Below are 269 nucleotides of genomic sequence, written 5' to 3'. Positions count from 1 at the left end.
GCATAATGGCTTTAATTTTACTATTAGGTGCATACAACGCAGCAATCGACTTTTTATATTCAGCAGTAAACGTTTCGTTATGCTCAAGCTTACCAAACAAGCTTGTTAGCTTTAAAAATGCAGTTGGGTTAGCTTGGCTTTGCTGCGCGTATGCATTTAGCTCTTTGTACATCGCATCTTGAATTTCAAGCTTTTCGCCTTTTTCACTTACACCTTTATCGCTGTATAAACACCAAGTAGCAATGACAAGTGTTGCCAGTGACACATCT

General features: G+C 38.7%; 1 protein-coding gene. It reads right to left on the bottom strand.

Features of this window, described 5'->3' with window-relative positions:
- Window positions 1–269: mannitol dehydrogenase family protein (locus tag AAEY83_RS15370; protein WP_351060293.1), on the bottom strand; the 269-nt coding region annotated here is incomplete at both ends.

Origin of the sequence: Psychrobacter sp. TB20-MNA-CIBAN-0197, from assembly GCF_040309765.1 — a bacterium.
In the GTDB taxonomy this organism is placed as follows: Bacteria; Pseudomonadota; Gammaproteobacteria; order Pseudomonadales; family Moraxellaceae; genus Psychrobacter; species Psychrobacter submarinus.
Note: the sequence above shows the minus strand (reverse complement) of the source record. Positions and strands in the feature narration are given on the sequence as shown.